Source organism: Rhodoferax sp. (assembly GCF_018063565.1).
Taxonomy (GTDB): Bacteria; Pseudomonadota; Gammaproteobacteria; order Burkholderiales; family Burkholderiaceae_C; genus Rhodoferax.
Genome location: NZ_JAGPBB010000018.1, coordinates 24,406 through 50,894, shown reverse-complemented (window position 1 = coordinate 50,894; position 26,489 = coordinate 24,406). Strand labels below are relative to the sequence as shown.

At 61.2% G+C, this 26,489-nt stretch carries 26 protein-coding genes and 1 other RNA gene; 17 read left to right on the top strand and 10 right to left on the bottom strand.

The features are described from left to right. From KBF66_RS06535 to KBF66_RS06495, 9 genes are all read left to right on the top strand, one after another. Nucleotides 1-651 (top strand): chemotaxis protein CheW (locus tag KBF66_RS06535; protein WP_296654276.1); only part of this gene is annotated, 651 nt, incomplete at its 5' end. 145 nt (nucleotides 652-796) lie between these two features. Next, the gene (locus KBF66_RS06530; protein WP_296654273.1) at nucleotides 797-2,452 is read left to right on the top strand and encodes a methyl-accepting chemotaxis protein; all 1,656 of its coding nucleotides are present in this window, start codon (nucleotides 797-799) and stop codon (nucleotides 2,450-2,452) included. An 11-nt stretch (nucleotides 2,453-2,463) separates the two neighbouring features. Continuing rightward, a complete protein-coding gene (locus KBF66_RS06525) occupies nucleotides 2,464-3,024 on the top strand; it encodes a chemotaxis protein CheW (RefSeq protein ID WP_296654271.1) in 561 nt (186 codons plus the stop codon). A 58-nt stretch (nucleotides 3,025-3,082) separates the two neighbouring features. Next, a complete protein-coding gene (locus tag KBF66_RS06520) occupies nucleotides 3,083-4,588 on the top strand; it encodes a methyl-accepting chemotaxis protein (RefSeq protein ID WP_296654269.1) in 1,506 nt (501 codons plus the stop codon). 106 nt (nucleotides 4,589-4,694) lie between these two features. Then, nucleotides 4,695-5,504 (top strand): protein-glutamate O-methyltransferase CheR, encoded by an 810-nt coding sequence (locus KBF66_RS06515; protein ID WP_296654267.1) that lies wholly within the window; start codon nucleotides 4,695-4,697, stop codon nucleotides 5,502-5,504. A 1-nt stretch (nucleotide 5,505) separates the two neighbouring features. Next, nucleotides 5,506-6,048, top strand: a complete 543-nt coding sequence (locus KBF66_RS06510) for a chemotaxis protein CheD (protein ID WP_296654265.1) — start codon at nucleotides 5,506-5,508, stop codon at nucleotides 6,046-6,048. Nucleotide 6,049: 1 nt separating this feature from the next. Further along, nucleotides 6,050-7,117: a chemotaxis response regulator protein-glutamate methylesterase gene (locus KBF66_RS06505; protein WP_296654263.1), complete on the top strand. Its 1,068-nt coding sequence runs from the start codon at nucleotides 6,050-6,052 to the stop codon at nucleotides 7,115-7,117. A gap of 73 nt (nucleotides 7,118-7,190) precedes the next feature. After that, the gene (locus tag KBF66_RS06500) at nucleotides 7,191-7,577 is read left to right on the top strand and encodes a hemerythrin domain-containing protein (protein WP_296654261.1); all 387 of its coding nucleotides are present in this window, start codon (nucleotides 7,191-7,193) and stop codon (nucleotides 7,575-7,577) included. A gap of 18 nt (nucleotides 7,578-7,595) precedes the next feature. Then, nucleotides 7,596-8,447 (top strand): TatD family hydrolase, encoded by an 852-nt coding sequence (locus KBF66_RS06495; protein ID WP_296654259.1) that lies wholly within the window; start codon nucleotides 7,596-7,598, stop codon nucleotides 8,445-8,447. On the opposite strand, the gene KBF66_RS06490 is transcribed toward KBF66_RS06495, so the two are convergent. Then, the gene (locus KBF66_RS06490) at nucleotides 8,422-9,447 is read right to left on the bottom strand and encodes a hypothetical protein (RefSeq protein WP_296654257.1); all 1,026 of its coding nucleotides are present in this window, start codon (nucleotides 9,445-9,447) and stop codon (nucleotides 8,422-8,424) included. The two genes, KBF66_RS06495 and KBF66_RS06490, sit on opposite strands and share 26 nt — an antisense overlap. A gap of 203 nt (nucleotides 9,448-9,650) precedes the next feature. Beyond that, nucleotides 9,651-10,145 carry a hypothetical protein gene (locus KBF66_RS06485; protein ID WP_296654255.1) on the bottom strand — a complete coding sequence of 165 codons (495 nt, stop codon included), beginning with the start codon at nucleotides 10,143-10,145 and terminating at the stop codon, nucleotides 9,651-9,653. A 170-nt stretch (nucleotides 10,146-10,315) separates the two neighbouring features. Between KBF66_RS06485 and KBF66_RS06480 the strand changes: the two genes are divergently transcribed. Then, entirely contained in the window at nucleotides 10,316-10,834 is a 519-nt protein-coding gene (locus KBF66_RS06480; RefSeq protein ID WP_296654253.1) for a hypothetical protein, read from the top strand. A gap of 35 nt (nucleotides 10,835-10,869) precedes the next feature. On the opposite strand, the gene ffs is transcribed toward KBF66_RS06480, so the two are convergent. Beyond that, an RNA gene (ffs, locus tag KBF66_RS06475) (signal recognition particle sRNA small type) lies at nucleotides 10,870-10,966 on the bottom strand. A 53-nt stretch (nucleotides 10,967-11,019) separates the two neighbouring features. On the opposite strand from ffs, the gene dnaX reads away from it, so the two are divergent. Genes dnaX through recR form a run of 3 tightly spaced genes read left to right on the top strand, consistent with a single transcriptional unit; the run spans nucleotide 11,020 to nucleotide 13,901 of the window. Continuing rightward, nucleotides 11,020-12,888, top strand: a complete 1,869-nt coding sequence (gene dnaX / locus KBF66_RS06470; RefSeq protein WP_296654249.1) for a DNA polymerase III subunit gamma/tau — start codon at nucleotides 11,020-11,022, stop codon at nucleotides 12,886-12,888. A 59-nt stretch (nucleotides 12,889-12,947) separates the two neighbouring features. Beyond that, on the top strand, nucleotides 12,948-13,280 hold the full coding sequence (locus KBF66_RS06465) for a YbaB/EbfC family nucleoid-associated protein (protein ID WP_296654245.1): 333 nt from the start codon (nucleotides 12,948-12,950) through the stop codon (nucleotides 13,278-13,280). A gap of 30 nt (nucleotides 13,281-13,310) precedes the next feature. After that, the gene (gene recR / locus KBF66_RS06460) at nucleotides 13,311-13,901 is read left to right on the top strand and encodes a recombination mediator RecR (RefSeq protein ID WP_296654242.1); all 591 of its coding nucleotides are present in this window, start codon (nucleotides 13,311-13,313) and stop codon (nucleotides 13,899-13,901) included. Between the two features lie 17 nt (nucleotides 13,902-13,918). Here recR and KBF66_RS06455 read toward each other — a convergent pair whose 3' ends face one another. Together KBF66_RS06455 and gloB are read right to left on the bottom strand one after the other, a co-directional pair. Next, nucleotides 13,919-15,481, bottom strand: a complete 1,563-nt coding sequence (locus KBF66_RS06455; protein ID WP_296654240.1) for a transglycosylase SLT domain-containing protein — start codon at nucleotides 15,479-15,481, stop codon at nucleotides 13,919-13,921. Then, nucleotides 15,478-16,245, bottom strand: a complete 768-nt coding sequence (gloB, locus tag KBF66_RS06450) for a hydroxyacylglutathione hydrolase (RefSeq protein WP_296654238.1) — start codon at nucleotides 16,243-16,245, stop codon at nucleotides 15,478-15,480. Before gloB ends, KBF66_RS06455 begins: the two co-directional genes overlap by 4 nt. Between gloB and KBF66_RS06445 the strand changes: the two genes are divergently transcribed. The 4 genes from KBF66_RS06445 to KBF66_RS06430 all read left to right on the top strand — a co-directional run bounded on the left by KBF66_RS06445 (nucleotide 16,244) and on the right by KBF66_RS06430 (nucleotide 19,285). Beyond that, nucleotides 16,244-17,056, top strand: coding sequence for a methyltransferase domain-containing protein (locus tag KBF66_RS06445; protein WP_296654235.1), 813 nt, complete (start codon nucleotides 16,244-16,246; stop codon nucleotides 17,054-17,056). The two genes, gloB and KBF66_RS06445, sit on opposite strands and share 2 nt — an antisense overlap. Nucleotides 17,057-17,069: 13 nt before the next feature. Beyond that, nucleotides 17,070-17,519: a ribonuclease HI gene (gene rnhA, locus KBF66_RS06440; RefSeq protein ID WP_296654231.1), complete on the top strand. Its 450-nt coding sequence runs from the start codon at nucleotides 17,070-17,072 to the stop codon at nucleotides 17,517-17,519. Between the two features lie 71 nt (nucleotides 17,520-17,590). Further along, entirely contained in the window at nucleotides 17,591-18,109 is a 519-nt protein-coding gene (locus tag KBF66_RS06435) for a DUF6795 domain-containing protein (RefSeq protein WP_296654228.1), read from the top strand. A 21-nt stretch (nucleotides 18,110-18,130) separates the two neighbouring features. Further along, nucleotides 18,131-19,285: a lipase family protein gene (locus KBF66_RS06430; protein WP_296654224.1), complete on the top strand. Its 1,155-nt coding sequence runs from the start codon at nucleotides 18,131-18,133 to the stop codon at nucleotides 19,283-19,285. Between the two features lie 29 nt (nucleotides 19,286-19,314). Here the strand turns inward: KBF66_RS06430 and KBF66_RS06425 are convergent, their stop codons facing one another. The 5 genes from KBF66_RS06425 to KBF66_RS06405 form a co-directional block, all read right to left on the bottom strand. Further along, nucleotides 19,315-20,886, bottom strand: a complete 1,572-nt coding sequence (locus KBF66_RS06425; protein ID WP_296654221.1) for a PAS domain-containing methyl-accepting chemotaxis protein — start codon at nucleotides 20,884-20,886, stop codon at nucleotides 19,315-19,317. Nucleotides 20,887-21,085: 199 nt separating this feature from the next. After that, nucleotides 21,086-22,381, bottom strand: coding sequence for a gephyrin-like molybdotransferase Glp (gene glp, locus KBF66_RS06420; RefSeq protein WP_296654218.1), 1,296 nt, complete (start codon nucleotides 22,379-22,381; stop codon nucleotides 21,086-21,088). Then, the gene (gene mobA, locus KBF66_RS06415) at nucleotides 22,378-23,013 is read right to left on the bottom strand and encodes a molybdenum cofactor guanylyltransferase MobA (protein WP_296654212.1); all 636 of its coding nucleotides are present in this window, start codon (nucleotides 23,011-23,013) and stop codon (nucleotides 22,378-22,380) included. The genes glp and mobA overlap by 4 nt, the downstream gene beginning before the upstream one ends. Nucleotide 23,014: 1 nt before the next feature. After that, nucleotides 23,015-24,175 (bottom strand): GTP 3',8-cyclase MoaA, encoded by a 1,161-nt coding sequence (gene moaA / locus KBF66_RS06410; protein ID WP_296654208.1) that lies wholly within the window; start codon nucleotides 24,173-24,175, stop codon nucleotides 23,015-23,017. Between the two features lie 170 nt (nucleotides 24,176-24,345). After that, a complete protein-coding gene (locus tag KBF66_RS06405; protein ID WP_296654204.1) occupies nucleotides 24,346-26,424 on the bottom strand; it encodes a sodium-translocating pyrophosphatase in 2,079 nt (692 codons plus the stop codon). Nucleotides 26,425-26,489 lie beyond the last annotated feature (65 nt).

The window sequence follows — 26,489 nt, the reverse complement described above, 5'->3', positions numbered from 1 at the left end:
CGTGGTCTGGTCGAGGCCGGCCACCACATGAGCGAGAGCGAGATCTTCGGGTTGATCTTCGAGCCCGGCTTTTCTACCGCCGAAAAGGTGACCAACCTCTCGGGCCGGGGGGTGGGGCTGGACGTGGTCAAGCGCAACATTACCGCGCTGCGTGGCACGGTGGGCATCAGCAGCGAAGACGGCGTCGGCACTCGTGTCACCGTGCGCCTGCCGCTCACACTGGCCATCATCGACGGCTTTTTGGTGGGGGTCGACAAGGCGGTGTACGCCATTCCACTGGACATGATCGAAGAATGCATTGCCTTCTCGGCCGAGCCAGGGCACGACTACACCAATCTGCGGGGTCAGGTGCTGCCGTTTATCCGGGTGCGCGAGCTGTTCTCGGTGCCGGGCAAGCCGGCCAAGGGTGAAAACATTGTGGTGCTCAAACACGCCGGGCAAAAGGCCGGGCTGGTGGTGGACACCCTGCTGGGCGAGTTCCAGACGGTGATCAAACCACTGGGGCAGATGTTTGCGCAGAGCCAGTGCATCAGTGGCTCCACCATTCTGGGCAGTGGAGATGTGGCGCTGATTCTGGATGTGCCCTCACTGGTCCGCCAGGCGGTGGCCAAGGGCGGGCAGGGCATACAAGAGCATGCCGCGCTGGCCTAGCCAGCCCCTGCCTGACAGAAAGCAGCTATGAAGTTTAAAGCGATTAACCCAAGTGGATAAAGCGGTACAGGGATAAAAGGCTTGAAATCTCAAGCCAAAAGTCGGTTTCAGATAGTGATCTAAACAGTTTCTAAAGGGGTTTGACATGTTTGCAAATATGAAGATTGGCCTGCGTTTGACGCTGGGTTTTGCCGTCGTGCTGATACTGATGGCGGCGCTGGCAGTGGTGGGCATCAACGGGATGTCCAGTGTCCAGGGACGTCTCGATGAGATCGTCAAGGACAACATGTACAAGATCGATCTCAATAACAAAATGGCTACTGAGCTGAACAACGTTCAGCGCATGATCCGCACTCTGATGCTGGTCAAAGACCCGGCGGCACAAAACGCCCAGCGCCAGGCCATCGACAAGTCTCGGGCTGCTTACAACGAAGCCTTTGAGGAACTCAGCAAAACACCCGCCAGCGAAAAAGGCAAGGCCATGCGTGCCAAGATCAAAGACGCGGCACAGGTGGTTCGCCCGCTGAACGACAAGGTTGTTGAGCTAGGTACGACTGGAAAATCTGAGGAAGCCATTGCCCTGCTGATGGGCGAGGCCCGTCCGGCAGCCGCCAAATGGCAAGCTGCCCTGGACGAGAACATTGCGTTCCAGGAAGAAGGCACCAAGGCCGACTATCTGGCGGCACAGGCGGCTTATGAGTCAGCCAACCGGCTGATGCTGACCCTGGCAGGCGTGGCGATTGTCTTGGGCGCATTGATTGCCTGGGTGTTGACCCGTTCCATCGTTCGCCCGGTGAATGAAGCCCTGACGGTCGCCAATCGCCTGTCCGAGGGCGACCTGACCGTGCGCATTGACAACCCGTCCAAAGACGAAACCGGCCAGATGTTGCAAGCCATGAGCAACATGATCACCAAGCTCGGCCAGGTGGTGACCGATGTGAACGGCGGCGCACAAGCCCTGGCCAGCGCCTCCGAAGAGGTGAGCGCCACCGCACAAAGCCTGTCGCAAGCGGCCAGCGAACAAGCCGCCGGTGTGGAAGAAACCAGTGCCAGCATTGAACAGATGACATCGAGCATTGCGCAGAACACCGAAAACGCCAAGATCACCGACGGCATGGCCAGCAAAGCTGCCAAAGACGCCGCCGATGGTGGTGAGGCCGTGAACGCCACGGTCGAGGCCATGAAACAGATTGCCAAGAAGATCGGCATCATTGACGATATCGCCGCTCAGACCAACCTGCTGGCGCTAAACGCTGCGATTGAAGCCGCCCGAGCCGGTGAGCATGGCAAGGGTTTTGCCGTGGTGGCTGCCGAAGTGCGCAAACTGGCCGAACGCAGCCAGGTGGCCGCGCAAGAGATTGGCGAAGTGGCAGGCAACAGTGTGGAACTGGCCGAAAAAGCTGGCCGCCTGCTGGCCGAGATCGTGCCCAATATCCGCAAGACCAGCGACCTGGTGCAGGAGATCACGGCGGCATCCACCGAGCAAAGCAGTGGCGTAGGCCAGATCAACTCGGCCGTAAGTCAGCTCAACACCACCACGCAGCAGAACGCCAGCAGCTCGGAAGAACTGGCCGCGACCAGTGAAGAGATGAGCAGCCAGGCTGAGCAACTGCAACAAACCATGTCGTTCTTCAAGCTGGACAGTGCATCGCTTGGCGGTGGAGGCAGCTTTGCTGTGCACAAGAGCACCGCCAGCAGCAAGAAATCGGCAGCCAAGGCCGCCAAAGTTAAACCGGTACCCAAGGTGGTGGCATCCGCACCCGCCGCCGAGTTGGACGAGTCCCAGTTCACCAAGTTCTAAAGGAGTCTGCCATGACTGCTCTGGTGAAAACCGACAAGAAGCTGCTGCCGGCGCTGGCTGCCACGCAGGCTGCGGTGGAAGAAAAACAGTACCTGACGTTCATGTTGGGTGGTGAGATGTTCTCGATCAACATCCTGTGCATCAAGGAAATCATCTGGTACGCCAACCTGACCGAGGTGCCGATGATGCCCGAGTGCATTCGCGGCGTCATCAACCTGCGCGGTGCCGTTGTGCCGGTAATGGACCTCTCAAGCCGCTTTGGCAAGCCGTCCACCCCGGTGACCAAGAGCACCTGCATTGTCATCATCGAGGTGGAAACACAAAACGAGGGTGAGCGCCAGAACATGGGTCTGGTGGTGGACTCGGTGCAGGCGGTGCTGGAAATCGCCTCGAGCGAAATCGAACAGGCGCCCAGTTTTGGCGCCAAGATCAGGCCCGACTTCATTGAGGGTATCGGCAAGGTCAACGGCAAATTTGTGATCCTGCTCAACGTCAACCGGGTGTTGTCGATGGAAGAAATCGGGCAGATGGGCCAGGTGGCGGCATCGGCCCAAACCACGGGCGGGACCTGATCCGTCTCGGGCAGGCCGCGGCAGGCGGTGTCATTCACCCAACTCACTGGAGATAAAAATGGGCAACACAATGAAATTAGGAGTCAGGCTGGGGCTGGGGTTTGCTGCCGTGCTGGCGTTGACTGTGATCATGGCCGTGGTCAGCTATGTGCGGTTGGCAGGGCTGAACGCCGAAATCGAGAACATGGTCACCGACAAGTTCCCCAAGACAGTCATGGCCAATGATGCGGTGGATCAGATCAACATCACCGCGCGGGCCATTCGCAATGCCATGCTGGTCAAGTCGCCAGACGAGGCAAAAAAGGAGATTGACCGGCTCATGGAGGCCCGCCAGAAAACCGGTGAAATATTTGACAAGCTTGACAAGCTGATCACCTCAGAAGCGGGCCGGGCTGTTTTTGCGAAAGCCATGGAGGCGCGCCGACTGGCCTTGGTTGATCAAAACCAGGTGCTGGAGTTGTACAAGGCGGGCAAAAAAGACGAGGCGGTAGAAGTTCTGATGACGAAGGTGCGCAAGTCTCAGGGTGATTACCTTAAAGCGGTGGGTGATCTGATCACGTTCCAGGCAGATTTGATGGCCAAGTCTGGCGCAGAAGCTGATGCCCAGGCGGAGGGTGGTCAACGGCTGATGCTGATTCTGGGCGCAGTGGCCGCTGTGTTGTCAGTTGCCACAGCATGGTGGATCATTCGCAGCGTGTTGAAACAGCTGGGTGGCGAGCCCGACTACGCTCGTGATATGGTGACGCGGCTCTCCCAGGGCGACCTGACCATGAAGCTGGTTACACATCCCAAAGACAACTCCAGTCTGCTGTTTGCCATGAAAACCATGATTGGCAAGCTCAGCCAGGTGGTGACCGACGTCAACAGTGGTGCCCAGGCCCTGGCCAGCGCCTCTGAAGAGGTGAGCGCTACCGCCCAAAGCCTGAGCCAGGCTGCCAGCGAACAAGCTGCCGGCGTGGAAGAAACCAGTGCCAGCATTGAACAGATGACTTCCAGCATTGCGCAGAACACCGAAAACGCCAAGATCACCGATGGCATGGCCAGCAAAGCCGCCAAAGACGCGGTGGACGGTGGCGAGGCGGTGAATGCCACGGTCGAGGCCATGAAACAGATCGCCAAGAAGATCGGCATCATTGACGACATCGCCGCGCAGACCAACCTGCTGGCCCTGAACGCCGCCATTGAAGCGGCCCGGGCTGGCGAACATGGCAAGGGCTTTGCCGTGGTGGCCGCCGAAGTGCGCAAACTGGCCGAACGCAGTCAGGTCGCCGCGCAGGAGATTGGCGAGGTGGCCAGCAACAGCGTGGGCCTGGCAGAAAAAGCGGGTCGATTGCTGGCCGAGATCGTACCCAATATCCGCAAGACCAGTGATCTGGTGCAGGAGATTACGGCGGCATCCACTGAGCAAAGCAGCGGCGTGGGCCAGATCAACTCGGCGGTGAGCCAGCTCAACACCACCACGCAGCAGAACGCCAGCAGCTCTGAAGAGCTGGCGGCCACGTCTGAAGAGATGAGCAGCCAGGCCGAGCAACTGCAGCAAACCATGATGTTTTTCAAGCTTTGATGAGTGTTTCTAGCTGCGAGAGCATGGTGAAAATGTAGGTGTCAATACCCATGAAACATGGGCCGATGCCCAAAAGACACCTCGTCAATGAAGTCAGGAGTTGTTTGTGCAGGTTACGTCGATCTCTGATGCCGAGTTTGCGCAGTTTCAGCGTTTCATTTTCGACGCCGCCGGTATATCCATGGCCGACGCCAAGAAAGCACTGGTCACGGGGCGGCTCAACAAACGCCTGGCGGCGCACCAATTGGCGAGTTTCGGCGACTATTTTCGTCTGCTGTCGTCCGGCAAACACCCACAAGAGGTGCAGATGGCGGTGGACTTGCTCACCACCAACGAGACCTACTTCTTTCGGGAAAACAAGCATTTTGATTTTCTGAGGGTGCAGGCCATCAAGGCGCGCAACGCGTCGCAGCCGTATCGGGTCTGGAGTGCTGCAAGTTCAAGTGGTGAAGAGGCCTACAGCATCGCCATGGTGCTGGCCGACTGCATGCAGACCACGCCGTGGGACATTGTGGGCACCGACATCAGCACCCGTGTGCTTGAAGGCGCGCGCCGTGCGCTGTATTCCATGGAGCGGGGTCGACATATCCCGCCCGAGTTTCTCAAGCGCTATTGCCGCAAAGGGACCGGCCAGTACGACGGTACCCTGTTGGTGAATCAGGACTTGCGGCAAAAAGTAACATTCCGCCATGCCAACCTCAATACCGCGCTGCCAGAGATGGGCCGGTTTGACATCGTGTTCTTGCGCAATGTGATGATTTATTTCAATAACGAAACCAAACGCCAGGTGGTGGCGCGGGTCATTGCCACCATCAAACCGGGCGGCTATTTTTTCATCGGCCACTCCGAGAGTCTCAACGACATCAGCACCGCGGTGCAGATGGTGGCACCGTCGATTTACCAGAAACCGGGCTGATATGGTGCGCATCCCTGAACTGATGGACATCTTTTTGTCGCCAGGCGAGCTGTTTGTGGGCGACGCGGGCTTCCAGATTCGCACCATTTTGGGTTCGTGTGTGTCGATCACGCTTTGGCACCCGATTTTGCGCATTGGCGGCATGTCGCATTTTTTGTTGCCGACCCGTGGCGCAGCCAAAGGACCAGAAGGGCTGGACGGGCGTTACGGCGACGAGGCGCTGGAGCTGATGTTTGCCGACCTCAACGCGCATGGCGCGAACCCCTTGTTATGCGAGGCCAAGGTGTTTGGCGGCGGCAACATGTTTCCGGGCAACCAGCATGCGCGCGGGCATCAGAACATTGGTGTGTCCGTGGGGCGGCGCAACGGTGAGGCAGCGCGCGCACTGCTGCAGCACCATGGCATCAAGCTGGTGACCGAGAGCCTGTTTGGCATCGGGCACCGCCAGATTATTTTTGATGTCAGCAAGGGTGACGTCTGGTCGCGCCAGGTGCGGCCGTCGTCCGTCGAGATCGATGCTGAAACTTCGGCACAAGGAAAATGATATGAGTCGAATCAAGGTCATGGTGGTGGATGATTCTGCGGTTGTGCGGCAGGTGGTGGCCGGTTTGCTGGCCGCTGACCCCGATATCGAGGTGATCGCGGCCGTGGCCGACCCCATTTTGGCGATTGCCCGCATGAAGGTGCAGTGGCCCGACGTGATCGTGCTCGACATCGAGATGCCACGCATGGACGGCATTACTTTTCTCAAGAAGGTGATGGCCGAAAAGCCGACGCCGGTGGTGATCTGCTCCACGCTGGTGGAAGCGGGGGCGCAAACCTCCATGGCGGCGCTGGCTGCGGGTGCCGTGGCCATCATCGCCAAACCCAAGGTAGGCTTGAAGCAGTTTCTTGAGGATGCCTCCGAAGACGTGGTGGGGGCGGTCAAAGCCGCGGCGCATGCCAACGTCAAAGTGTTGCGCGCCAGTGCCAAAAACACGGCGGATGTGATTCTGAGCGCCGCCGACAAACATTCGGCCATGATCCAGACCACCGAGCGGGTGGTGGCCCTGGGCACTTCCACCGGGGGGACCCAGGCGCTGGAAGTGGTGCTGACCGCACTGCCACGGGTGACGCCCGGCATCGTGATCGTGCAGCACATGCCTGAAAAATTTACTGCGGCCTTTGCCGAGCGCCTCAACAGCCTGTGCCAGATCGAGGTGAAAGAGGCGCAGAACAACGACCGCGTCATCAATAGCCGGGCCCTGATCGCACCGGGTGGCAAACACATGCTGCTGCGCCGCACCGGTGCCCAGTATTACGTCGAGGTGATGGACGGCCCGCTGGTGAACCGGCACCGCCCGTCGGTGGACGTGCTGTTCAGGTCGGTGGCCAAATGTGCCGGTGCCAACGCGCTGGGTGTGATCATGACCGGCATGGGCGACGATGGTGCCGCCGGTCTGCTCGAGATGCGCAAGGCAGGTGCGCACACGGTGGGGCAGGACGAGGCCAGTTGTGTGGTCTACGGCATGCCCAAAGAAGCCGTCAAACGCGGTGGAGTGGAAAAGTCCGTGCCCCTGAACATGATCGGGCGCGAGATCATGCAGCAGCTCTCGGGCGTGATGGTTCGGTAGGCTGTTGTGGCATGCCCACAAAGGCATCGCCGGGCGGTATATAGTGGTCGGCTTAATTGTTGGAGTAACGCACATGAGTATTGACTGGAAAGACAGCTACAAGATTGGTGATCCGGACGTGGATGCGCAGCATGAGCATTTGTTTGATCTGACCAATCAGTTCATTGCTGCCGACGGCCTGGGTGCCATGCGTGCCCTGATGATCCTGCTGTACAAGCACACCCGCGAGCATTTTGAAAAAGAGGAACAACTGATGCGCACGGTCGGCTTTCCGGGGCTGGCGCAGCACCAGGAGCATCACAACAAGCTGCTGTGCCGTTTGAGTGAGCTGAGCATGGACGTGGGCAAGGGATACATGAACAAGCCCGCCATCGTTGGTTTGATGACGGACTGGGCGACCAAGCACATTCCGCTCGAAGACGCGCTGGTCGTGGCGCACCTGCAGAAGCAGCCCGGCTGAACCAGGCCGTGGCGCGCGGTGGACTGGATCGACACCCATTGCCACCTTGATGCACATGAATTTGGTGGCCTAGCCCATACGGTGCGGGAGCTTGCAGCTACACAAGGTGTAGCGAAATGCGTGCTGCCGGCGGTGGAACCCGGCAATTTTGATGCGGTCCGCACGCTCGCTCACGCCTTTGGCGACGGCTATTGCCTGGGCATTCACCCGCTGTATGTGGCGCAGGCCAGCGAGCAGGCGCTGGCGCAGCTGGCCGACGCACTTGCCCTGCACCATGGCGATCCTCACCTGGTGGCGGTGGGCGAGATTGGCCTGGACTATTTTGTTTCTGAGTTACGCCAGCCCCCCTTGCGTGAGCGGCAAATGCATTTTTTTGTCGAACAGCTCAAGCTTGCGCGTTTGCACGATTTGCCAGTGGTGCTGCATTCACGCCGAGCGGTGGATGCCGTGCAGCTGGCGCTGCGAACGACCGTTGGGCGAACCGGACCCTGGCATGGCATTGCGCATGCCTTCAATGGCAGCCTGCAGCAGGCAAACGGCTTGATCGGGCTGGGTCTGAAGTTGGGCTTTGGCGGTGCGCTGACCTATCCGCGCGCCTTGCAGCTGCGTCGCCTGGCCAGCGAGCTGCCCTTGAGCGCGCTGGTGCTGGAAACCGACGCACCCGACATGGCGCCGCAGTGGTTGTATGTCAACGCCGAGCAGCGCGCGGCAGGCCTGGTGCAGTCGCCCAATTCCCCGGTAGAACTGCCCCGCATTGGTGCCGAGCTGGCTGAACTGCGTGGCATCAGCGTGGCCGATCTGGCGCAGGCGACTTGCCAAAATGCGTTGGATGCGCTGCCACGGCTCAGTCGGTTACCCGCTGCATCATGATCATGTTCATCTCCTTGGCACCGATGGTGCGTGCCACCGAATCGTTGCACAGGTGAACATTCAAGGCCGCATTGGCGCGAACAGCGTCGTTACTCTGCTGTTTGGCATTCAACGCGTTCCATGCCAGCGCAGCAGCTTGTTCACAGGGGAAGGAGCGAATGTGGCGCTTGATGCCAGCAATCGTGCCATGAACCTCCCCGGATGGATCGATGTTGTTGCCCCAGAGCTGGTAGACATTGATGCTGTCCTGGCAGGCGGCAATGCCAGGCCCGCCAGAAAACAGCGGATCGTCTTTGTCGAGTGCCGCGTCGCCGACACAAAGGTAGCGACCGCTCAGGCCGAGTTGGGTGTAAAGGCCGTTGGCAACCATCAGGGCAATCTTGCCACCTGAACTGAAGCCGCGGATCAGAACGCGGTCGATACGTATACCTTGCCGTTTCATGCGTCCGGTCTCGCCGAGCACCTCACGCACGACTTTGTCGCGTGCGAGGTAGTGGGTTGTGTAGTCGAAGGTTTTAAGCGGGTGGTGCGTGCGCAGGTATTGCGCCGTGTTGACACGCTGCGCCAGCGCGGTCAGCGCGGTGTTGTCGCTGGTGACGGTCCCCCCTTCGAAACTCATGCAGATGTCTTGCTTGAGTGAGTCGGTGTCTTCGATGATCAGCCGACCGGTGCGCTGCTTGCTGTTGAGCCACTCCAGGTCCATTTTGCGGATCGTGCCGGTTCCGACAATCTTGTCGGCAACGGTCTGGCCGGGCCCAAAGATGCGCCGCTTGTTCTTGTAGGCGGCCACTGCATTGGCCGTGTCTTCGCCGTACTCCTGTTTGTTGAGTTCGGTGGCGCTGATGTTGGCCTGGTCCAAGTCCTGAAGCGCTTGCTGAATGGCTCTGACGTGGGGGCCTCGCTCGCGCGGGGACTTCAGCATCACATGAGCCACATCGCGCTCGGCGCAGTCTTGTAGCCGGGCAATGTCTTTGAACAATTCGGATTGGAGCATGCCCATGGGGTTGTCCTGTGAAGAGGTGGCGAAGTTCCGCGACTTTATCGGTAAACGCCAAAGTGCGTTGGCCAACCCATCGGCTGCACACATTGTGCTACCTCAGAAATCGATCACGGCTCCGGCACTGACCGCCTGGACCCCAACCGCAAGGCTGCCAGCTGGGCGCGCGAGGGGCGCGATGAATAGCAGTGATCTCCAGCCCTGTTTCAGGGTATGTAGACCTCGTCGTGACCCATGCACTCAGGTGGCTGGCCGTAGCCGGTTGAGCGGACCTTCTGGTCCTGCGTCAACTCAATCTGAAACCATTGGCAGGCATAGTTGTCGTAGCGGTAACTCCACACTTGACCGCGCGAACGCGCCAATCCCTGTACCTCGCCGGGCGGACCGAGCCGATGGCGAACCTCGTCTTGGGGCATGTCCGGGGTGATGGCATTGAAGTTGGCCTCGGTCAAGACCTGCTCGACCCGGATCACCTGACCTGCCGCATCCACATCGACAAACCAGGTGTGCTTTCCGTACGGTCCTCTGGGAAACTGCAGTCGAGTGCCGTTGGCTGTTGGCAGCACCGCGCCAGGTGAACCCATCCGGGCCAGCAGCGCGTCCCGGTTCATGCCGATTGCCTGGTCGGGTGGCGCATAACTGCTGCATCCAACCAGAACGGGCAATGCAAGAATCCAACTCAAGAGAAAGCGAAATTTCATCTGAAGTCAACCGTTTGTGTGTGCTGCGCATTTTGCATGGAGGAGCCACTATAACCACCCGCGCTTGAGGCGCCAATGGACAGGCATCCAGGGGTCAAATCCTGCATCGTCCGGTTGATAACAGACGCCGGTTGACCACAGGATTGCCCACAATCGTCTATGCTGGCAGCATGAACCCCATCCCCTGGTTACTTCAATTGCTGAAAAATGCTGCCAGTGTGCTGATTGCGCTGCTGGTGCTGTTTGAAGAGTGGGGTTGGGAGCCGCTCAAGAAACTGCTGGCGTGGGTGTCGAGGCTGCCGCTGCTGCGGCAGCTGGAGCGCTGGATTGTGTCTTTGCCGCCTTATGCCGCCCTGGCGGTTTTGCTGGTGCCCAGCCTGCTGCTGTTGCCGGTGAAGCTGTTGGCACTTTGGCTGATGGCCAGGGGCATGGTGTTGGCCGGCGGCATGGTGATCGTGGCGGCCAAACTGGCGGGCACGGCGCTGGTGGCCTACCTGTTCGGGCTGACGCAACCGGCCTTGATGCGGCTGGCCTGGTTCGAGCGCATCTACCACCGCTGGACCGGCTGGAAGACTTACTGGCTGGCGCAGGTGCGTCAGTCCTGGGTCTGGCGAGTTGGAAGAGTGTTCAAGCGGCGCCTGCGTGACCGCTGGCAACGTTGGCGCACGGCCTGGGGACTGGGTCGATAGTCCGCATCGCAGGCTCTGCACGCAATCAAAAAGGGGGTGACGAGCCTTGACCCCGGCACTGGCTCCACAGTTAGGGCTGCTTGGTTCCCCACCTGACCCGGTTGGCCGCTTTACCATGCGGGAAGGCCCGTCGGGGTGCATTGTAGCCACAGCGTCGGGCTGACCCGGCCCTTAGAATCGCGGCCATGTCTTACCTCGTGCTCGCCCGCAAGTACCGCCCCCGCAATTTCTCCGAGATGGTTGGGCAGGACCATGTGGTGCAAGCCCTGAGCAACGCGCTGACCAGCCAGCGCCTGCACCATGCCTACCTGTTTACCGGCACGCGCGGGGTGGGCAAGACCACGGTGTCGCGTATTCTGGCCAAGTCGCTCAACTGCCAGGGCGCGGACGGCAGTGGTGGCATTACCGCAACACCCTGCGGCGTATGCCAGGCCTGCACCGACATCGACAGCGGCCGGTTTGTCGATTACACCGAACTCGATGCGGCCTCCAACCGCGGTGTTGACGAGGTTCAGACCTTGCTGGAACAGGCGGTCTACAAACCGGTGCAGGGGCGCTTCAAGGTCTTCATGATCGACGAAGTGCACATGCTGACCAACACGGCGTTCAACGCCATGTTGAAAACGCTGGAGGAGCCGCCCGACTACCTCAAGTTTGTGCTGGCCACCACCGACCCGCAAAAGGTGCCGGTCACGGTATTGAGCCGCTGCTTGCAGTTCAATCTGCGTCCGATGGCGCCTGAAACCATCCGCGAACATCTGCAACGCGTGCTGCTGGCCGAGCAGGTGCAAGCCGATACCCAGTCGCTCAAGCTTCTGGCACGGGCAGCGCGTGGCTCCATGCGCGACGCCTTGAGCCTGACCGATCAGGCCATTGCCTTTGGTGCGGGAACACTGGGGGAGCTGACGGTGCGACAGATGCTGGGCAGTGTGGACCGCAGTTATGTGTTTCGTCTGCTGGATGCGTTGGCCACGGCCGATGGCAAAACGGTGGTCGAAACCTCCGAGGCGCTGCGTCTGAATGGTTTGAGTGCGGCCTCAACCCTCGAAGAAATGAGCGCCGTGCTGCAGCGCATGGCGGTGATCCAGGCGGTGCCAGCGCTGGCCGGCGAAGATGACAATGACCCCGAGCACGCCGAGCTGCTGCGCCTGGCGGCGCTGATGCCGCCGGACGAAACCCAGTTGCTCTACAGCCTGTGCCTGCACGGGCGTGGTGAACTCGGTCTGGCACCTGATGAATATGCGGCCTTGACCATGGTGCTGTTGCGCTTGCTGGCGTTCAAGCCCGGGCAGCCGGTCGCGGCGGCGGAAAAAAAAACTCTGAAACCGGCGGCTTCGGCCATTGAGCGCGCGCCGGTGGCGGCAGCTTCCAAGCCGGCGCCTCCACCTGTTTTTGAACAAAAATCGGCTCCAGCGCACACCCAGACTGATGAAGATGCTATAAAAAAAGATGGCAACGTGGTGCTGCCAGCGGGCCAGCGTTTACCGGTTCTGGACCGGCCAGGGCCAGTTGGCGGGGTCGCCGCTGTGCCCGGGACGCCGGTCCCGCGTCTGGCGGGGGGGGCCATGCCGGCGGCCCAGACGTCCATCGAGGCGGTGCAGGTCAGGGTGCAAGCGGACTCGTTGCGTGATGGAGTGGCCGCTGCCGCAGCCGTGCAAACCCTGAGCCCGAGCGCCGAGGGTGATTTCTGGCACGCCACCGTGCAGGCACTGATTGCCAGCGAGGCGATTGCCGCCATGGTGCGCGAGCTGGCGCTGCAGTCGCAACTGGTGGCGCGCGACACCGACCAGTGGCTGCTGCGGGTGGAGCGCGAGTCGCTCAACCAGAGTGGCAGCCGCGAACGATTGGCGGGTGCGTTGGCCCATGCGGGTTACCCGGTGCGTCTGGTGATCGAGGTGGGCCGGGTCAGCGACAGCCCCGCCCGGCGCAATGCCGCGGCGGCAGCGCAGCGCCAGTTGACGGCCGAGAAAATCGTCTTTGATGACCCGTTCGTGCAAACCATGATGCGTGATTTTGGGGCGAAAATCGTCCCCGGCAGTATCAAGCCGCTTTAGCGCTGCGCTGGCGCGGACTTGGGTGCAACACATCTGATCAATTAACTCCAAGGAATTCCATGTTCAACAAAGGACAACTCGCTGGCCTGATGAAGCAGGCGCAGGCGATGCAGGACAACATGAAAAAGGCCCAGGACGAACTGGGCAACATCGAGGTCATGGGCGAATCGGGTGCGGGACTGGTCAAGGTGACCATGACCTGCAAGCACGAAGTGCGCCGCGTCACCATCGACCCCAGCCTGCTGGCCGACGACAAAGACATGCTTGAGGACCTGGTGGCGGCGGCGTTCAATGCCGCCGTGCGCAAGGCGGAAGACACGTCGACCGAGAAGATGGGCAAGATCACCGCCGGTATGCCGGGGTTGCCCGGCGGCATGAAGTTCCCGTTCTGAACTTTTGCAGCCCGGTGCACGCAGGTCTGCATGTCTGACATCAATGCGCTGGAGGCGCTGATCCAGTCGCTGCGTTGCCTGCCAGGGGTGGGGGTCAAGTCGGCGCAGCGCATGGCCTTTCATTTGCTGCAACACAACCGGGGTGGTGCCATGGCGCTGTCGCGGGCGCTGGCGCAGGCGGCCCAGCACATCCAGCACTGCGAGCGTTGCCACACCTTCACCGAACACAGCGTTTGCGACACCTGTCTGGACCCGCGCCGTGATGCCAGCAAACTGTGTGTGGTGGAAACGCCGGCCGATCAGTCGGCGCTGGAGCGCACCGGTGCGTACAAGGGGCTTTACTTTGTCCTGATGGGCAAACTCAGCCCGCTCGATGGCATCGGTCCCAAAGACATTGGGCTGAAAAAGCTGTTTGACCGTGCGCTGGACGGCACGGTGCAGGAGCTGATTCTGGCCACCAACTTCACCGCGGAGGGTGAGGCCACGGCCCATGTGATCAGCGAGGGGCTCAAGTCGCGCGGCCTGCAGCTGACCCGACTGGCCCGTGGCGTGCCGGTGGGCAGTGAGCTGGAGTATGTCGACCTGGGCACCATTGCCCACGCGCTGGTCGACCGGCGCTGACGCCGCTGCGTCCGCGCCTATTGGCGCGCGGCGCTTTTCTTTTTGCCTGCCGGAATTTTCTTGGTGGGGGACGCGGATTTGCCGGCTGCCCCTTTGCCGCTGGTGCGTGCAGTTTTTGCCGACGAGCTGGCCCGCCCGGTCAGGTAAAGTGTCACTTTCTGGCCTGGTTTGAAGGACGCGCCCTCGCTGATATGGTTCCAGTCGGCCAGCGCCGCCACACTGACGCCATATTTTTTGGCCAGACTGGCCACCGTGTCTTTCTTGCCTGCCTTGACGGTCTGTTGGCGCAACACCACCTCGGGTGCCAGCGACAGTTGAGCATGATCGGCCACGTGTTCGCTGACATCCGTGTTCAAGCCGTTGCCACGCCTGACCAGCAGCGTAGACCCGGCGCGGATCAGCATCCGCGGTGGAATGGCATTGACCGCGCGCAATTCGGCCTCGCTCATGTCAAATCGCCGGGCTGCATCGGCTGGCTTCAGTGCGGTGGGTGCGACCCATGCGGTCCAGCTGGCCAGCCGTCCTCCAGTGTAGGCCTCCAGATTGCGCTGAAACAAGGTTGCGTTGTCCCACGGCAGCAGGATCTGTGGCGTGCCAGCGGCCAGCAGCAAGGGTTTGGAGGCCGACGGGTTGAGCGCCCGGAAATCGGCCAGCGACACCTCGGCCAGCTTGGCTGCCACGGCCACGTCGATGTCACGCCGGATATCGACGGTCTGGAAAAATGGGTGATTGCCAATCACCGGCAACTGCACGTTGAGCGCCTCGGGTGCGGCCACGATGTTCTTGATGGCCTGCAGCTTGGGCACGTAAAAACGCGTTTCCATCGGCATTTTGAGGTCGGTGTAACCGGTGCTCAGGCCGAGCTTCTGGTTTTTGGCAATGGCGCGCATGACACTGCCTTCACCCCAGTTATAGGCTGCCAGCGCCAGATGCCAGTCGCCAAACATGTCGTGCAGTTTTTGCAGGTAGTCCAGCGCGGCTCGCGTGGAGGCCAGCACGTCACGCCGGTCATCGCGAAACATGTTCTGTTTGAGCTCAAAGGTGCGACCGGTGGCCGGCATGAATTGCCACATGCCGGCGGCCTTGGCGCTGGACACCGCCTCCGGATTGAAAGCGCTCTCCACAAAGGGCAGCAGCGCCAGCTCGGTCGGCATGTTGCGCCGCTCCAGCTCCTCCACCACATGGAACAGGTACTTGCGGCCCCGCTCGGTCATGCGCTGGATGTAGTCGGGGCGTGTCTTGTACCACTGCTCGCGGTCGCGAACCAGCTCACCTTGCAGGTCGGGCATGGCAAAACCGCGGCGGATACGGTCCCAGATGTCAGCCGGCGGCACCAGCGCATGCACCGCCCAGGCATCCACCGGTGCCGCTGAAAGGGGTCTAAGCCCGCCGCTGGGGTACACCGGGGGCCTCAGGGTCGGCGCGCTGACGCCCGGCGGTGCCAGCGTGATCTCTGAGGGTTTGACCGGCGCACTGGCGCTGCTGGCCGGAGGTTTTGCCGGTGGTGCCGACGGCGGTGCGGCACAACCGGCCAGCCACAGTGTTGCCACCAGTGGCCAAAGGAGGGACAAATGTTTCAAAACTGGTTTTTCCAAGTTCGCAACGCGGCAAAAGTGCTGACCGGGTCGCACGCGCTGGCATCCAACTGCCGGATGCGGGTGATCACGGCGTCGATGTGGGTACGCAAGAAAGGATTGATGGCTTTTTCAAGTCCGATCGACGAAGGCAGGGTGGGCAGGTTCTGCTCACGCAACTGGCTGACCTGGACCTGGTAAGAAATCAGGGCCTGGTTTTCCGGCTCCACGGTGCGCGCAAAGACCAGGCCGCTGGCGGTGTACTCGTGAGCGCAGCAGACCCGTGTGACATCGGGCAGCGCCGCCAGCCGGCTCAAGGACTGCAGCATTTGCGCGGGCGTGCCCTCAAACAGGCGTCCGCAGCCGGCGCTGAACAAAGTGTCGCCGCAGAACAGAATGGGGTCCTGCCCGGGGGGCTGCACCACGTAGGCGATGTGCCCAGCTGTATGGCCTGGCACCTCCAGCACCGCAAACGTCAGACCCAGCACTTGCACAGTGTCACCGTCGGCAAGCCGGGTCAGAGGCTCGGGCATACGCTCCTGGTGCGGGCCATACACGGCGGCACCGGTGGCCGCGCGCAGCGCGCTAACCCCTGCCGTGTGATCGCCGTGGTGGTGCGTGACTAGAATCGCCTGCAGCTTGAGTCCGTGCTGCTGCAGTGCCTCAAATACGGCCTCGGCATCGCCGGGGTCCACCACCACGGCGGCTTGACCGTCGTGCAGCATCCAGATGTAGTTGTCGTTGAAAGCAGGTAGTGGAATTAAGTTCATGAGCGGTCAAATTATAGGGATGCCCCCATGGCTGGCCAGCCCGCCGGGCCAGTACCTGCTGGCGTGGGAGCGTGCGCAGCTGGCAGATACGGTGGCCAATGTGTTTGGTTATCACGCGCTGCAGTTGGGGTTGCCGGAGCTGGACGCGCTGGAGAGCAACCGTATGCCACATCGCTGGCTGGCCACAGAAACCCCGCTTGGCGATGACGTGGCCGGGCTGCCTGGTGCGGCGCGGGCGGCCCTGGTGACTGACTTTTCAGCTTTGCCGTTTCCGGCCAATAGCCTGGACCTGCTGGTGCTGCCACACGCGCTGGAGCTCAGCCGTGACCCACATGGGGCGCTGCGCGAGGTGGCGCGGGTGCTGGTGCCCGACGGGCGGGTGGTGATTTGCGGCTTTAACCCGATGAGTCTGTGGGGCTTGCGCCAAAGGCGCGGTCACCTGTATCGACGGCTGGGCCTGGACCGGCTGTTTTTGCCTGAGGCGGGCGAGTTCATTGGCTATTTGCGCTTGCGCGACTGGCTGCGCTTGCTGGACCTCGAAATTGAATCGGGTCGCTTTGGCTGCTGGCGACCGGCCTTTGCCAGTGCCGGGTGGTTGCAGCGGTTTGCCTGGATGGACACCGCCGGGGCGCGCTGGTGGCCGATACTGGGTGCCACCTACATGGTGGTGGCGGTCAAGCGGGTCCGCGGCATGACGCTGCTCTCGCCGGGCTGGAAAACCTCCGGCTGGCTGCAGAATTCTCAGGTATCTGTCGCTAACAGCACCGGTGGCTCAAGGGCTGGACGGCAAGAAGTGCAGCAAACTGAATGAAGAGGATCATCTTGTGAATGTGGTTGAGATCTACACCGACGGTGCCTGCAAGGGCAACCCCGGGCCGGGCGGCTGGGGTGCCTTGCTGACGTCAACGCAATCCCGCAAGGAGCTCTATGGCGGTGAAGCGGGTACCACCAACAACCGCATGGAGATGCAGGCGGTGATCGAGGCACTGTCTGCGCTGAAGCGCCCGTGCAAGGTGTTGCTGCACGTTGACAGCCAGTACGTGCTCAAGGGTATGACCGAATGGCTACCCGGCTGGAAAGCGCGCGGCTGGAAGACCGCGGCCAAGGAGCCGGTGAAAAACGTCGACCTGTGGCAGCGACTGGATGCACTGGTGCAGACCGGCGGACACCAGATCGAATGGCGCTGGGTGCGCGGTCACAACGGCGACGCAGGCAATGAGCGTGCCGACCAACTGGCCAATATGGGCGTGCAGGCCGCGCTCCGGCGAGCTTGACGGTGGATCCTGAGCCCAAGGCGCAAGCTGTGATTTAATTCAATTTTCCTGCACATTTCCTGATTTGTGACATGACTGCTCAAACGGTTTGCCTGCCGCTCCAACGCCCCGACGCCGTGGCCGGGCACGGTTGGCGTCTGTTGACGCTTTTTGCGATCTTTCTGTTGTTGTCAGCCTGCTCGGAGTCTTCGATGGCCAAGTATGTTTTGTTTTCACCGGTGAGCGGCAAAGTCGTGCTCGCCGGCAAACCCGTGGCAGGCGCCACGGTCAAGCGCTGGTACCGTGGCGGTTACAGCGACAAGGAGGGCACCGAAACCACCACCACCGACGCATCAGGCAGTTTTTCGTTCGGTCAGGTGACCTTCAGTTCCATCATGGCCGGCTTCATGCCGCATGAGGCGGTCATCACGCAAAAGATTTTTGTCGTGATCAACGGCAGCGAGACCCTGATCTATGCCACGGTCAAGCGCAATTACGACGTCAACGGCGAGTATGGCGGGCAAGCGTTGAATTTCGTGTTTGACCCCAGCGCCGAGCCCAGTTTCATTGGCCCGTCGCCCGGTATCCGGGTCACCCTGTCAGCTCGCTGAAGTCCTTGTCTGGAGTTCTTGATGCCTCAGCTCAAACCAATCGAAGCGGCCGGGTTGGCCAATGCAGCCTACCTGGTGAAAAACATGGAGATCAGCCTGATCAATCCGGTCGAGCTGAAATTGCCACCCGGATTTGTCGTCGGCAGCCGGGTCAGTGGTGTGAGTGGCCTTGGCCCCGGCACCTTGTCCGGCTTTGGCTTCGTTGCCAGCGGCAACAGCGATGCAACCCGCCGTGAGGTGATCCTGTCGATCCGGGGCACCGACGGTGCCGCCGATGCGCTGACCGATGCCCTGATTGGTCCCGGCGTGCCAGGGCCTTCGGGCACCACTGTGCATGCGGGCTTCAACCGCACCTGGAAGACCTTGCAGGAGCAGATTGATCGCCGCCTGCCGGTGCAGGGCTTGTCGGGGGTGACCGTGCACTGTGTCGGTCACAGCCTGGGCGGCGCCCTGGCCACGCTCGCCGCCGATCACTTGAGCCTGCGTGGTGCCCAGGTCAAGGTCTATACCTTTGGCTGTCCACGCGTCGGGATGATTGACTTTGCCCAAGGACTGACCAACCGCGCCGGTGCCGGCAACCTGTTTCGCGTCTACCATCCGGCCGATCCGGTGGCCATGGTGCCGCTGTTTCCGTTCACCCATGTCCCCAAGGGTGAGACCGGCTACGCACTGGCCTGTAGTGCCAGTGAGCGCATCCGGCCCGGTGCCCACAAGATGGTCGACAGTTACATGCAGCTGATCGGTGACAAATCCTATGCGGCGCTGGCGGCCAACGGTAGCCAGACCCTGTCGGACCGGCAGATCGAGGCCTGGCTGCGGCGTATCAAGGACGGCGGCTGGGTCCAGAATTACGGTGCCCGTGCCATGGAGATGGTGGGCATTGCACTGGATTGGGTGTTGCGCAAGATTCTGGAAGGTGCGCTGATCGGCCTGCAGCCCTATCTGGCGGCAGGTGTCAGTTTGCTCGACACGTTGGCTTATGTTTTGCATGCGGGGGCCAAACTGGTCAAAGACGTGGCCTGGTATGTCGAGGCCATCATGCTGGCCGTACTCAAGCTGGTCGGACGTACTGCCGCCGCCGGGGCGTCATTGACGCTGGAGTTCATCCGCTGGGTGCTGCAGACCATGATGCAGGACATTCTCGGTATGGCCCGCACCGTGGTCAGGCAGCTTTAGGCCGCCACCCGCAGTGGCCGTGCGGCGTTCTAGTCGCTGTTGAGCGAGAACACCGTCACCACCCGCTGCAAGTTGTTGGCGCGCTCGGCCAATGCCTGGCAGGCTTCGCTGGATTGCTGTACCAGGCTGGCGTTTTGTCGCGTTACCTCGTCCAGAACGCACATGGCATCACTGATCTGTTTGACGCCGGCCGACTCTTCGCGGGTGGCCAGTGTGATGGTGCCCAGCCGTTCGGTGACCAGATGGACCTTCTCGACGGCAACATGGATGGTGTCCGCGGCCGCATCGACGTTCTGGGTTCCCTCGGTCACCTGCAGGGACGAGGCCTGAATCATTTCGCGGATCTGTGTTGCCGCTTTGCTGCTGCGATGCGCCAGCGCGCGCACCTCACTGGCCACCACGGCGAAACCACGCCCATCCTCACCGGCGTGGGCGGCCTCAACCGCCGCGTTGAGTGCGAGCAGATTGGTCTGGAACGCCAGTTGTTCAATCACGTCAATGATGTCGGTCACACGCTTGGACGACGACTCGATGCGGTGCATGGAGTCCGATACCTGACCGATCGACAAGGCCCCTTCGGCAGCACCGGAACTGGCCTCCGAGCTCAGACTGGCCAGGCTCTGTGCCGTGTCGGCAGTTTCGCGCACGATACTGGCAATCTGCATGACGGACGCCGAGGTGCGCTCGACCTCATCCGCCTGTGCGTCGGTTCTGCCGGCGAGTTCAAGACTGCCCTGCAGCAGGTCGTCGGCCGCGTGTCGGACGCCAGCGACCTCGGAGCGCACATCGGCGACGATGGCCCGCATGTTCAGATTGGTTAGCCATAGCCCACGCATCAGCGTGCCCAGCGGACTGGTGGTGTCGTAGCTGTATTGCCCATTCAGATTGCAGCCTGCCAATTGGCTGGCCAGCGCATTGGCACTTTTCAGGGGGGTGGTCACCTGCGCAGAGAACCAGCCGACAAACAGGGCCGCGCCCAGGATGCCGCCACCGAACTGCAGCCCGAGCCGCATGGGGGTGTCGAGGGTGTCGAACCACCAGCCAGGCAACAGGGTCAGCAGCAATATCAGCACCAATCCAATGCCGATGCGATGGTTGAGCGTGAGCCGATGCAGTTTGCCAAACGTGTCGCGCCAACCCAGCGGGCGGACGTTGCCAGCGTGGAGCCTGAAGGTGTGCCGGCCACTTTGCCGCTGCTCGGCGATCCGGGCGTAGAGCGCCTGGGCCGCATCGACCTGCTCCCTGCGCGCCTTGAGCCGCACGGACATATAGGCTTTGGGTTTGTTGTTTTCCATGACCGGTGTCACGTTGGCCTGAACCCAGTAGTGATCGCCGTTCTTGCGACGGTTTTTGACGATACCGGACCAGGGGCGCCCATGGCCAATGGTGGACCACATATCCTTGAAGGCTTCGGATGGCATATCCGGGTGGCGCACGACGTCGTGGGGCTGCCCCAGCAACTCGTCGAAGTCAAAGCCACTGGCATCGACAAATCCCTGGTTGCAGTGAGTGATATGTCCACTCAGGTCGGTCGTGGACACCAGAATGGCATCGTCGGGCAACTCATGCTCGTGCTGTGAAACAGGAAGATTGACTTTCATGGGTGTGCGTAACTCTGAACCAACGATGATGACGGCGCTCTTTGACTGCGCCCTGATACTGCCAATATTTTGTCTGCCATCCAGGCAACGTCACCGTGGGTGCCGACCGGATGCAATGCCTGATCATCCCCGATCAGAACAAAAAAATCAATCTGATCAAACGGTCAAATAGTTCGGAAATTCCGGCACCGGAGCGTTTTCAAATGTTGCCATCGAACATCATCACATCCACCATATCGCCCGCCGCAACCGATGCCTGACTGTGCTGCAACACGATCAGTCCATTGGCTTGCACCATGGAGCGCAGCACGCCCGAGCCCTGATTGCCGGTGGTTTTGACCTGCAGCCGACCGTCTGCCGCGGTGCTGACGATGCCACGCTGGTACTCGGTGCGACCAGGTTTTTTGCGGATCGGCTCCAGACATTGCGCCTTGAGCATCGGCGTAGCGTCGCGCTTGCAGCCCATCAGGCGCAGCAAGGCCGGCCGCACAAAAGCCAAAAAGGTCACCATCACCGCCACCGGATTGCCGGGCAGTCCAAACAGGATCGCTGAACCGCCTGATTTGCCTTTGGCAATCTGACCGACCGCCATTGGGCGGCCCGGACGCATGGCAATTTTCCAGAACGCCACATCACCGAGTTGTTGCATCATCACCTTGGTGTAATCGGCCTCGCCCACGCTGACGCCACCACTGGTGATGATCACGTCGGCCTGCGCCGCCGCCTGCAGGAACGCGGCTTCGAGCCGTGCCGGTTCATCCCGCACGACACCCAGATCCACCACCTCGCAGCCCAGGCGCGTCAACAGGCCAAATACGGTGTAACGGTTGCTGTCGTAGACGGCCCCTTCGCGTGGCGGTTCACCCAGACTCAAAATTTCATCCCCGGTCGAAAAAAAGGCCACCCGCAGGCGCCGCCATACCGTCAGGGTTTGCATGCCCAAACTGGCCACCAGCCCAAGAGCAGCGGGCGTTATCAGCTCTCCTTGGTGAAGCGCTGGACAACCCTGACGCAGGTCCTCCCCGCAATGGCGACGGTTGTCGCCAGCCCGCAGAATGCCCGCCGGCACGGTGATGAGGCCGGGTTTGGCGTCGCCCGCCAGACTGACAAACTCCTGCGGGACCACGGTGTCCAGCCCGGCGGGCATGATGGCACCGGTCATGATGCGCACACATTGACCCGCTTGGACCTCGCCCTGCCAGGCGGCACCGGCCAGTGCGGTACCCACCACCTGCAATGCCAGCGGTGCCTGGTCTGACAGCTGTGCTCCGTCAAATGCGTAGCCGTCCATCGCCGAGTTGTCATGGGGAGGGACGCTGATCGGCGACACGACGTCAACCGCAAGCACCCGCCCAAGTGCCTGAAAGATGGTCACTTCCTCGGTCTGGGTGACAGGTTCGCCCAGTTGTGCCAGAAACTGGGCAACGGTTTGCGCAGTCAGGGCCTGCGGGTCGTAGCCTTGCAGTGCAGCGGCAATTTGCTCCAGGGTTTTCATGGGGTGGTGTGTTCGAGTTGTTGCAGTTCGGCCAGGGTGTTGGCGTTGCAGAAGGCCATCGCGTCATCTTCAGCCCGGTCAAACGCGACCCGCGTGGTGCGATGCAAAGCGGTCCAGCTTCGAACCTTGCGGCCACCGCCGGCCATGAAAGTGGTCAGACTTTCGGTCAAAGAGCGTCTGAGCAGACAAAAAACAGGCTGCTCCCTCAGATGAAGGCTGCCATCCGGATCAGGTTCTGGCGCGACTGCCACCGCGACATCGGCATCATCAGCGCACATCGCTGCCGCCAATCTTGATGCCAGATCGATTGGCAACCGTGGTGTATCACACGGCACGGTCAGGAGATAGGGCGTGCTGCAGTGGGTCAAGCCTGTCAGGAAACCGGCCAACGGGCCAGGGTAGTCAGCCAGGCTGTCGGGCCACACGGCTACCCCCATCGACTGGTAATCGTCCAGGTTGCGGTTGGCGTTGATCATGAATTGGCCAATGCTGTTGCTCTGACGCAGGCGGCACAGAATGCGCCAAACCAGCGGCGTCCCTTTGAAGTCCTGCAGCCCTTTGTCGACGCCACCCATGCGGCGACCGAGACCCCCCGCGAGGATCACGGCGCTAATGTCATGCGCAGCGATCACCTCAACCTCCGATGTAGCTCATTTCAACCCGCCGCTGCGAGCGGCCGCTGTCCGCCGGTTGCGCACTGCGCAGTTCTGAGTAGCGGTCACTGCGGCCTTGCCAGATGTGGCCGATGGCGCTGGCAAGGGTGGCATCGGCCATTCCGCCGCGCAGCAGCCGGCGCAGGTCAAAGCCTTTTTCGGCAAACAGGCACAAATAAAGCTGGCCCTCGGTGGACAGTCGGGCGCGATTGCAGTCGCTGCAGAATGCGCGTGTGACGCTGCTGATGACACCCAACTCGCCGGCGGTCAGGTCATGCCTGCCATTGGCGTCGGCAAAACCCCAGCGCTGTGCCGTCTCACCGGGTTGTGACGGCTCCAGCGGCAGTAGCGGCAGTTCCTGCTGCAGCAGGGAAATGACCTCGGCCGACGGCAATACGTCGTCCATGCGCCAGCCATTGGTGGCGCCCACATCCATGTACTCGATGAAACGCAGCACCATGCCGCTGCCGCGAAAGTGCCGCGCCATGGGCAAAATCTGCTGCGCATTGGTGCCACGTTTGACCACCATGTTGATTTTGATGGGCCCCAGCCCAGCAGCACGCGCCGCCTCAATACCGGCCAGCACGTTGGCCACCGGGAAATCAACGTCATTCATCTGCCGGAAAATCAGGTCGTCGAGCGCGTCCAGGCTGACGGTGACGCGCTGCAGACCGGCGTCCTTGAGCGATTGGGCCTGGCGTGTCAGCAGGGCTCCATTGGTCGTGAGTGTCAGGTCCAGCGGCCTGCCTTCCAGGGTGCGCAGTGCGGCCAACTGTTCAATCAGGCGCGGCAGGTTCTTGCGCAGCAGCGGCTCGCCACCGGTGAGCCTGATTTTCTGCACCCCATGGGCAATAAATACCTTGACCACCCGGGTGATTTCCTCAAACGACAACAAATCACCATGTGGCAGGTAACTGTAGCGGTGGTCGAAAACCTCCTTGGGCATGCAGTAGCTGCAGCGAAAGTTGCAGCGATCGGTCACGCTGATGCGAAGATCGCGCAGCGCCCGGCCTCGCGTGTCGGTCAAGGTGCCGGAGGGCGTGAGGTGAAACCGGTCGTCCAGCGCAGCCGCTGGCAGTGGATAGGTCGATGGCCGCAGGTCTTGCAGCGGAATCACGCGGTGCGTGTGAGGGTCTGACATGGGAATGGAGCAGAAAGCAGGGTAGGGCGGGCACAACCAGTCGAATCGATGCGCACCCCCGGATTCTGTCATGAGTCAATAGGCCTGATGGTGGGCTGCTCTTTGACGGCGCCAAAGAAAAGAACCCGCACCGGGCGGGTTCTTTTTGACTGCGCAGGGCGGGTGGCGAATCAGCCGCCGTGAATCTTCATCATCACCGGCACGATCAGCAGCGCCACGATGTTGATGATCTTGATCAGCGGGTTGACGGCCGGACCCGCGGTGTCCTTGTAGGGGTCGCCCACGGTGTCGCCGGTGACGGCGGCCTTGTGCGTTTCAGAACCTTTTCCGCCAAAGTGGTCGTCTTCAATGTACTTCTTGGCGTTGTCCCAGGCACCGCCGCCGGTACACATCGAAATCGCCACAAACAGACCCGTCACGATGGTACCCATCAGCAGGCCACCCAGCGCTGCCGGGCCGAGGATCAGGCCGACCAGAATCGGCACCACCACCGGCAACAGCGACGGGATCATCATTTCCTTGATGGCGGCGGTGGTCAGCATGTCAACTGCCGTGTCGTACTCGGGCTTGCCGGTGCCGTCCATGATGCCCTTGATCTCGCGGAACTGGCGGCGCACTTCGACCACCACGCTGCCGGCAGCGCGGCCCACAGCCTCCATCGCCATGGCACCAAACAGGTAGGGGATCATCCCGCCGATAAACAAGCCGATGATGACCATCGGGTTGCTCAGATCGAAGGTGATGGTCTTGCCGTAAGCGTCGAGCTTATGGGTGTAGTCGGCAAACAGCACCAGTGCGGCCAGGCCAGCCGAGCCGATGGCATAACCTTTGGTCACGGCCTTGGTGGTATTGCCCACTGCGTCCAGCGGGTCGGTGATGTCGCGCACGCTCTTGGGCATCTCGGACATTTCGGCAATGCCGCCGGCGTTGTCGGTGATGGGGCCGTAAGCGTCCAGCGCCACCACAATACCGGCCATGCTGAGCATGGAGGTCGCAGCAATGGCAATGCCGTACAGGCCAGCCAGCCCGTAAGCCGTGTAGATGGCCATGCAGACAAACATCACCGGCCAGGCGGTCGAGCGCATCGAAACACCCAGACCGGCAATGATGTTGGTGCCATGTCCGGTGGTGGAGGCTTCAGCAATGTGCTGCACCGGCTTGTACTGGGTGCCGGTGTAGTACTCGGTGATCCACACCAGCGCAGCCGTCAAAATCAACCCGACCGAACAGGCCCAGAACAGGTTCATGCTGCTGATGGTCTTGCCGTCAGCCAGTGTCATGGTCGCGGGCAGGGCACTTTGCGTGACAAAGTAAAACGCCACCAGAGACAGACCACCCGCCACCGCCAGGCCCTTGTACAGCGCGGGCATCACATTGGTCATGCCCGGCGATGCCTTGACAAAGAAGCAGCCAATGATCGAGGCCACGATAGACACCGCACCGAGTGACAGCGGATACACCACGGCAGCGGCGCCACCGCTGGTGACCATCAGCGCGCCCAGCACCATGGTGGCGATCAGTGTCACCGCGTAGGTTTCAAACAGGTCAGCGGCCATACCGGCGCAGTCGCCCACGTTGTCACCGACGTTGTCGGCAATCACCGCCGGGTTGCGCGGATCGTCTTCGGGGATACCGGCTTCAACCTTGCCCACCAGGTCCGCACCGACGTCGGCACCCTTGGTGAAAATGCCACCGCCCAAACGGGCAAAGATGGAAATCAGCGAGGAGCCGAAGGCAAAACCGATCAGCGGGTTGAGCAAATGCGCCAGGCTGTGCTCGGGGGTGATGACCGCGTTATTGGTCAGAAACCAGTAAAAACCGGTCACACCCAGCAGTCCCAGACCCACCACCAGCATGCCGGTGATGGCACCACCGCGAAACGCCACATCCAGCGCCGGGCCAATGCCCTTGGTGGCGGCCTGAGCGGTGCGCACATTGGCGCGCACCGACACGTTCATGCCGATGAAACCACAGGCGCCCGAGAGCACCGCGCCAATCACAAAACCAACGGCGCTCAAGCTATCCAGAAACACCGCGATCAGAATCGTCAGCACCACGCCAACAATCGCAATCGTTTTGTACTGCCGCGCCAGATACGCAGCCGCACCGGTCTGAATGGCGGCTGCAATTTCCTGCATTCGCGCATTGCCTGCGTCTTGCGAAAGAATCCAGCTGCGGGCCCAAAACCCGTAGCCCACGGCGATCAAGCCGCAGATAAGCGCCAGCATCAGCGCTGAGTTGCCTGTCATAAGTGAATACTCCTGTTGTTGTTTCGCGAGTTTGTGATGCAACGCTGGAGGTGGCATCACCGCTG

What these genes read in the sequence shown, in the direction of transcription:
- KBF66_RS06530 (WP_296654273.1), top strand. Translation starts at nt 797, where the DNA reads ATGTTTGCAAATATGAAGATTGGCCTGCGTTTGACGCTGGGTTTTGCC.
- KBF66_RS06525 (WP_296654271.1), top strand. Translation starts at nt 2,464, where the DNA reads ATGACTGCTCTGGTGAAAACCGACAAGAAGCTGCTGCCGGCGCTGGCT.
- KBF66_RS06520 (WP_296654269.1), top strand. Translation starts at nt 3,083, where the DNA reads ATGGGCAACACAATGAAATTAGGAGTCAGGCTGGGGCTGGGGTTTGCT.
- KBF66_RS06510 (WP_296654265.1), top strand. Translation starts at nt 5,506, where the DNA reads ATGGTGCGCATCCCTGAACTGATGGACATCTTTTTGTCGCCAGGCGAG.
- KBF66_RS06505 (WP_296654263.1), top strand. Translation starts at nt 6,050, where the DNA reads ATGAGTCGAATCAAGGTCATGGTGGTGGATGATTCTGCGGTTGTGCGG.
- KBF66_RS06500 (WP_296654261.1), top strand. Translation starts at nt 7,191, where the DNA reads ATGAGTATTGACTGGAAAGACAGCTACAAGATTGGTGATCCGGACGTG.
- KBF66_RS06490 (WP_296654257.1), bottom strand. Translation starts at nt 9,447, where the DNA reads ATGGGCATGCTCCAATCCGAATTGTTCAAAGACATTGCCCGGCTACAA.
- KBF66_RS06485 (WP_296654255.1), bottom strand. Translation starts at nt 10,145, where the DNA reads ATGAAATTTCGCTTTCTCTTGAGTTGGATTCTTGCATTGCCCGTTCTG.
- KBF66_RS06480 (WP_296654253.1), top strand. Translation starts at nt 10,316, where the DNA reads ATGAACCCCATCCCCTGGTTACTTCAATTGCTGAAAAATGCTGCCAGT.
- dnaX (WP_296654249.1), top strand. Translation starts at nt 11,020, where the DNA reads ATGTCTTACCTCGTGCTCGCCCGCAAGTACCGCCCCCGCAATTTCTCC.
- KBF66_RS06465 (WP_296654245.1), top strand. Translation starts at nt 12,948, where the DNA reads ATGTTCAACAAAGGACAACTCGCTGGCCTGATGAAGCAGGCGCAGGCG.
- recR (WP_296654242.1), top strand. Translation starts at nt 13,311, where the DNA reads ATGTCTGACATCAATGCGCTGGAGGCGCTGATCCAGTCGCTGCGTTGC.
- KBF66_RS06445 (WP_296654235.1), top strand. Translation starts at nt 16,244, where the DNA reads ATGAGCGGTCAAATTATAGGGATGCCCCCATGGCTGGCCAGCCCGCCG.
- gloB (WP_296654238.1), bottom strand. Translation starts at nt 16,245, where the DNA reads ATGAACTTAATTCCACTACCTGCTTTCAACGACAACTACATCTGGATG.
- KBF66_RS06435 (WP_296654228.1), top strand. Translation starts at nt 17,591, where the DNA reads ATGACTGCTCAAACGGTTTGCCTGCCGCTCCAACGCCCCGACGCCGTG.
- KBF66_RS06430 (WP_296654224.1), top strand. Translation starts at nt 18,131, where the DNA reads ATGCCTCAGCTCAAACCAATCGAAGCGGCCGGGTTGGCCAATGCAGCC.
- KBF66_RS06425 (WP_296654221.1), bottom strand. Translation starts at nt 20,886, where the DNA reads ATGAAAGTCAATCTTCCTGTTTCACAGCACGAGCATGAGTTGCCCGAC.
- glp (WP_296654218.1), bottom strand. Translation starts at nt 22,381, where the DNA reads ATGAAAACCCTGGAGCAAATTGCCGCTGCACTGCAAGGCTACGACCCG.
- moaA (WP_296654208.1), bottom strand. Translation starts at nt 24,175, where the DNA reads ATGTCAGACCCTCACACGCACCGCGTGATTCCGCTGCAAGACCTGCGG.
- KBF66_RS06405 (WP_296654204.1), bottom strand. Translation starts at nt 26,424, where the DNA reads ATGACAGGCAACTCAGCGCTGATGCTGGCGCTTATCTGCGGCTTGATC.